The 4,735-nt window shown below is 31.9% G+C and carries 4 protein-coding genes and 1 pseudogene; 2 read left to right on the forward strand and 3 right to left on the reverse strand.

The genetic code is table 11. The features are described from left to right. Positions 1-63 precede the first annotated feature (63 nt). Both KI369_RS20120 and KI369_RS20125 read left to right on the forward strand, forming a co-directional pair. Positions 64-2,475, forward strand: a complete 2,412-nt coding sequence (locus KI369_RS20120) for an RNaseH domain-containing protein (RefSeq protein WP_212957140.1) — start codon at positions 64-66, stop codon at positions 2,473-2,475. A gap of 12 nt (positions 2,476-2,487) precedes the next feature. Further along, positions 2,488-2,933, forward strand: a pseudogene (locus KI369_RS20125) (N-acetylmuramoyl-L-alanine amidase C-terminal domain-containing protein); the annotation flags it as partial. A gap of 69 nt (positions 2,934-3,002) precedes the next feature. Here the strand turns inward: KI369_RS20125 and KI369_RS20130 are convergent. The 3 genes from KI369_RS20130 to KI369_RS20140 form a co-directional block, all read right to left on the reverse strand. Continuing rightward, positions 3,003-3,431, reverse strand: coding sequence for an SMI1/KNR4 family protein (locus tag KI369_RS20130; protein ID WP_212957142.1), 429 nt, complete (start codon positions 3,429-3,431; stop codon positions 3,003-3,005). 123 nt (positions 3,432-3,554) lie between these two features. Continuing rightward, positions 3,555-3,833, reverse strand: a complete 279-nt coding sequence (locus tag KI369_RS20135) for a hypothetical protein (RefSeq protein ID WP_001997557.1) — start codon at positions 3,831-3,833, stop codon at positions 3,555-3,557. 14 nt (positions 3,834-3,847) lie between these two features. Then, on the reverse strand, positions 3,848-4,735 hold an 888-nt coding region (locus KI369_RS20140), incomplete at its 5' end, for a pre-toxin TG domain-containing protein (protein ID WP_212957143.1).

Raw genomic sequence — 4,735 nt, forward strand, 5'->3', positions numbered from 1 at the left:
AATACTTGGTTTAAATTGATTAGATTTAGTAATTATTTTTTTAGTTTTGGTTAATCAAGAAAAATGAAGAAAGGAAGTAATCATTTTAAGGGAAAATTAAAGTTGTTATCATTTGAAAATATAATAGAACCTCTTTTAAACGAAAGCGTATCATTTATATATTTCCCTATTGAATGGCTCGATATTGTAGAGATACATTATAAAACATTTTTATTAACGAGTAAGTTGAAACGATTGAATGAAAGATTATATGATATGTTTTCTGATATATTATTTATTCAGCATAATCCATATGTATTAAATGAAAATACACCTTGGATTGTATCGAAAGAACCTATAAGAAAAGAACAACTCGATTATATTTTCCAAAGTTGGTATGAGGTTATTCATGATTGGAAACCTAATAAATTAATAGAATCGCCAAAATATGAATGGCATTACGATTTAATTTCTAATTTAACAGTACTACATGATAATGAAATATATGCTAAGTGGGTGCCAGCTTTAATTTCACATATTTTTTGTGAACGTCCTATACAATTAGAAAACATAAACGAAGAAGAGATATCTTTTTCTCCACTTAGATCACAAAATATTTGTGAGTCTATGTCAGAGCCTATTAAAGATGAAAAAACACAAGATTATTTCGCCTATGTATATCGGTTCGAATGTATAACGCGCGGAGGTGAAAACATTCCATTATTAAATGTTTCAATAGGAATTCGGAGATTTTATCAAGAATATAACCATCCAAAAATCCCTTTGCTTTTGAGACGAAAACGGGGCATGATATTAATTTCTAATTCAGGATTTACATCGAATAATAAAAAATTACGGTTTGTAAAACTAAAAGTACAACAAGCTACAAACGGCATAAAATGGATTAAGATATTTAGAAATTTAAAAGATGAATTTCATATAGGTGGGGAAGTTGAATTAGAGCATATTCTTCAATATCCGAAAGATTATATGCTAGGAGCACATCTTAGGGTGTTGCTTCCATACAATGAAAGAATATATAAAGTTCAAGGTACTAAAATAAAACCTGGTATAAAAGTAAAGGAAAGAGAGTTTCTATTTAAAGGGTTTCAGCAAAAATTCTCTTATTTCACATTACTACCGAAATGTAAAAAGGTAGTCACAAATAACGAAAATGAATTATTCCCTTTAATTGCACCAAAAGGATTAGAGACTATAACGTTAGAAATATGGTCTAATAAAATATCGATGGAAATAGAACAAGTGTTAATTGAAAGTAAAATTGTGTTAGCTCAAATTGGTGAGTCTTCATATGTATTAAATGCAGATTCGCCAGTATTGTTAAAAGTAGTAAGACATAATATTGAAAAAGTATTGCAAAACCCATATAAAATGCAATATTGCCAGAAATATAAAACAAGCCTAGTAGAGGATGTTACGAAAGCGGTTTATGCTACTGCAGGTGAGCGTAGTGATGCGACATTAGCGTTAATCGCAATGAAAAATTGTGATGGGCGTGAAAAAATTGATCCAAAGCAAATCGTTAGAGAAGGGTTTGCCCGAACAAACCGTATTTCGGCATTTATTAATTTATTTATAGGCCAAAGTGTATCGCGTAAAACAATTATTAATTGTATTTTTAGTTTATTAGAACAAAGAGGGTTTTTGAAACGCAGTTGGAATAAGATAAATTTACCTTGTACATATATTAATTTATCAATTGAACGAATCTCGAAATTTGATTTCTTACCTATTATTGCACAAATAAAAGGAAAAGAAATTTCATATAAATTATATGGGGATACAGAGTGGCAAACGATTGATCGTTTATTATTACATGTAAATAAACATAATACCTTTTTACCTCAGCCTTCAAAACGGAATGATATGGGGATTCAATTTAAACAATTTGTTTCTGAAACATTAACGGAAATTTTACAACATGCAAAAGAGCAAAATGAGCAAGTATACTTCATTATAGATGCGAATGTAAGAAAACATTGGATAAAAGAGTTACAAAATAGAGAAATTGATATAGATACTTTCCCTGACATTGTTCCAGATTTGCTAAAAGTTCCAAACTTAAATGCTGTAAGAATAAATACATCTTTTGATGTACCAAAATACGGTACGATAGAATGTGATGACGTACTGGATAGTACGGGTTTATATATAGATCAAAAAGGAATGTATTATAGCACTGGTGAGTATTCATCTAATGGTAGCGAAACATTATATCGATATATACTGGAAATATTACCGCTAGGTGTAAAAGCTGTTGAAAGGAACTATATTGCCAAAATGGTACATTACTTGTGCTGTAATTCAAGTATGCTTTTGGAAAAGAATATACACATGCCATATTCCATGCATATGGCGAAAGTAATAAAGAGCTATATGACGGATATAGATGCAAGAGAGTTTAAAGAGTTTGATGATGAATTGGATGTAGATATTATAAAAATAGAAAAGAAAGATTCAATTATTCTACTTTAAATAATAATAGACAAATCGATGGAGGATATGAGAGCCGGCATATAAGCCTTTATCGATGAGTTATACTGTTGAGGTACTAAGAAAGTTGGTATATATGTTGGTAATAAGCCAGCATATCCTTGCGATTTTTGGCGTACACGGAAACAGGAAATGTACCTGGTATCGGTAATTGTGATTTAAATCAATTGATAGGAGGAAAGCTGCTTTCTTGGTTTACTGGAGCAGTGCAAGAGGAAGTTCAAACAACTAAACTAAATATCATCCAATCAGGAGCATTTTCAAGAGAGTATATTGAAGATGTTATGGGAGCATTGACATCGTTAAGAATGACAGCTAAGTTCATTTTACAACCTGATGGATTAGCATATTTTATTTCTGATCCAACTTCAGATGCTCAATTAAATGCGATGAAGGAGTACCTTGATCGTAGAGATTGGTGGTATGAGTATTTGAAGTAAAACAAAAGGATAGCTTAATCAAAAATAACAGCCGACTCGATATAAATGATTCGGCTGTTATTTTATTAACTATGACAACAATTCCTCTACTCCGACACCATCTATTAACAATGCATTTAATGAAGGAGCTATTTTAATTGCTTCTTCAATATCTAAATCTCCAAAATCCACTGTATATAATCCGAATCCTTCTTTTCCATCTACATATAATAATGCTTTTCCGCCTTCATCATCACCGATTGCCAGTGAATTTGGTATATATTTTTGAATATCATGTGCTTTATTCATCTCTATGCAATCAGTAGGGGCCAAAATACGTATGTAAAGTTCATTTTGTACATTAATCTCTGCGTTTGTACAATTTTGGATTACTTCTAAATAATCTAATGGTACATCTATTGATGAGAACTTTTGTAATTCTTGAATGGCCTCTTTACTCGCTGGTGATTCCTGAGCTTCTAAAGTGAAGGAATCGTTTAATTTTTCTAGAATATTCATTAATGATCAATCCTTTCATACTCTTGGGTGATATGAAGTTAAGTGAGATTTACTATGTAATAGCAAATGAAACCTATGTATATGTGAAGTGAAAAAGGTTCTCTTAACTGAGAACCTTTTTATTTATCTCCAACGCCATTCTATTTCATTTGAATCAAAGTAGACGGCAGGTATTCCAATTCCCTCTAATTGATTATTTTTAGATACAAACCAATTGTTTTCATCCAATAGGATTGGATTTACATCATCTAAAGGCGGATTATTTTCATCTACCATTTTGTTAAGAAACTCTTTGAAATCAGAAATGTTATTAGTGAAATTAATATTTCCATACATCCAAAAACCATCACCATTTACATTTGAAATGTCTCCTAAATGTATATCTTTAAAGTATAGTTTCATAGCGAATATCCCTCTCATTTCTTAATGTTAAAATATTTACTAGGAATTTCTCCTCTAATAAGGTATTCAGTATCTCTTTTAGTCCAATTTAAAGCGAGATTTTTCCAGTGATCTGTAGTGGCGGAATCTTGCTTTATTAAACGCTCTATTTGCTTAGGGCTTAAAATAGCAACATCTTTTACTTCACCGTCCCTAATCCCCTTTCTTAGAGCAGGTAAATCAATATCAATAATATTTTTACCATAATTACTTGCAACCTCAGGTTTTATCGAGAAACTAGTATAAGGACTATTATGTTTTGCTCCTCTGCGATATCCACCTAAGATATGTTCAGTTACAGTTACTTGTCGGCCTTTATACATCCCTTCTTTATTTGCTGGGATTAGGTTTCCGTTCTCACCAATATGTGGTTTACCGATACCATTTGGTCTTGTTGCTGCTTTTAAGTAATCTTCTCCTCGTAAAAGGTTTTTACTTTCTATTGCAGCATGCGTCATCTTAACGCCTTTTCCCACTTTAGCAAGTTTCCCGACTGGTGTAAGACCTGCTACTGCCATTCCACCCGCAAAGATTCTATCCCAGGTTGATAGTTTTTCACCAGTAGATGGATCAACACCATCCCACGCTCTTTTAATATCATACTCACCACTTATTTCACCAGCTATATCTCGAGCTAGTTTACCGCCATCAAAACCTTTTTCTTCAGAGGAAGGTTTATCACACATTGCATCTTCTTCCATTGTAACATCTTGATTATCTGTGTTGCGGAATTTTTCGGCAATTCGTTTCAAATCTTCTTCCACTTTTATAATCGAATTGATAGATGTAAAAGCTTTTGGTCTCGCATCATTGAACATTTGAACGAATTGTTGATTAGAGGCACCAATCCATTGAAAACACAA

It is taken from the genome of Bacillus sanguinis (genome assembly GCF_018332475.1).
Lineage (GTDB): Bacteria > Bacillota > Bacilli > Bacillales > Bacillaceae_G > Bacillus_A > Bacillus_A sanguinis.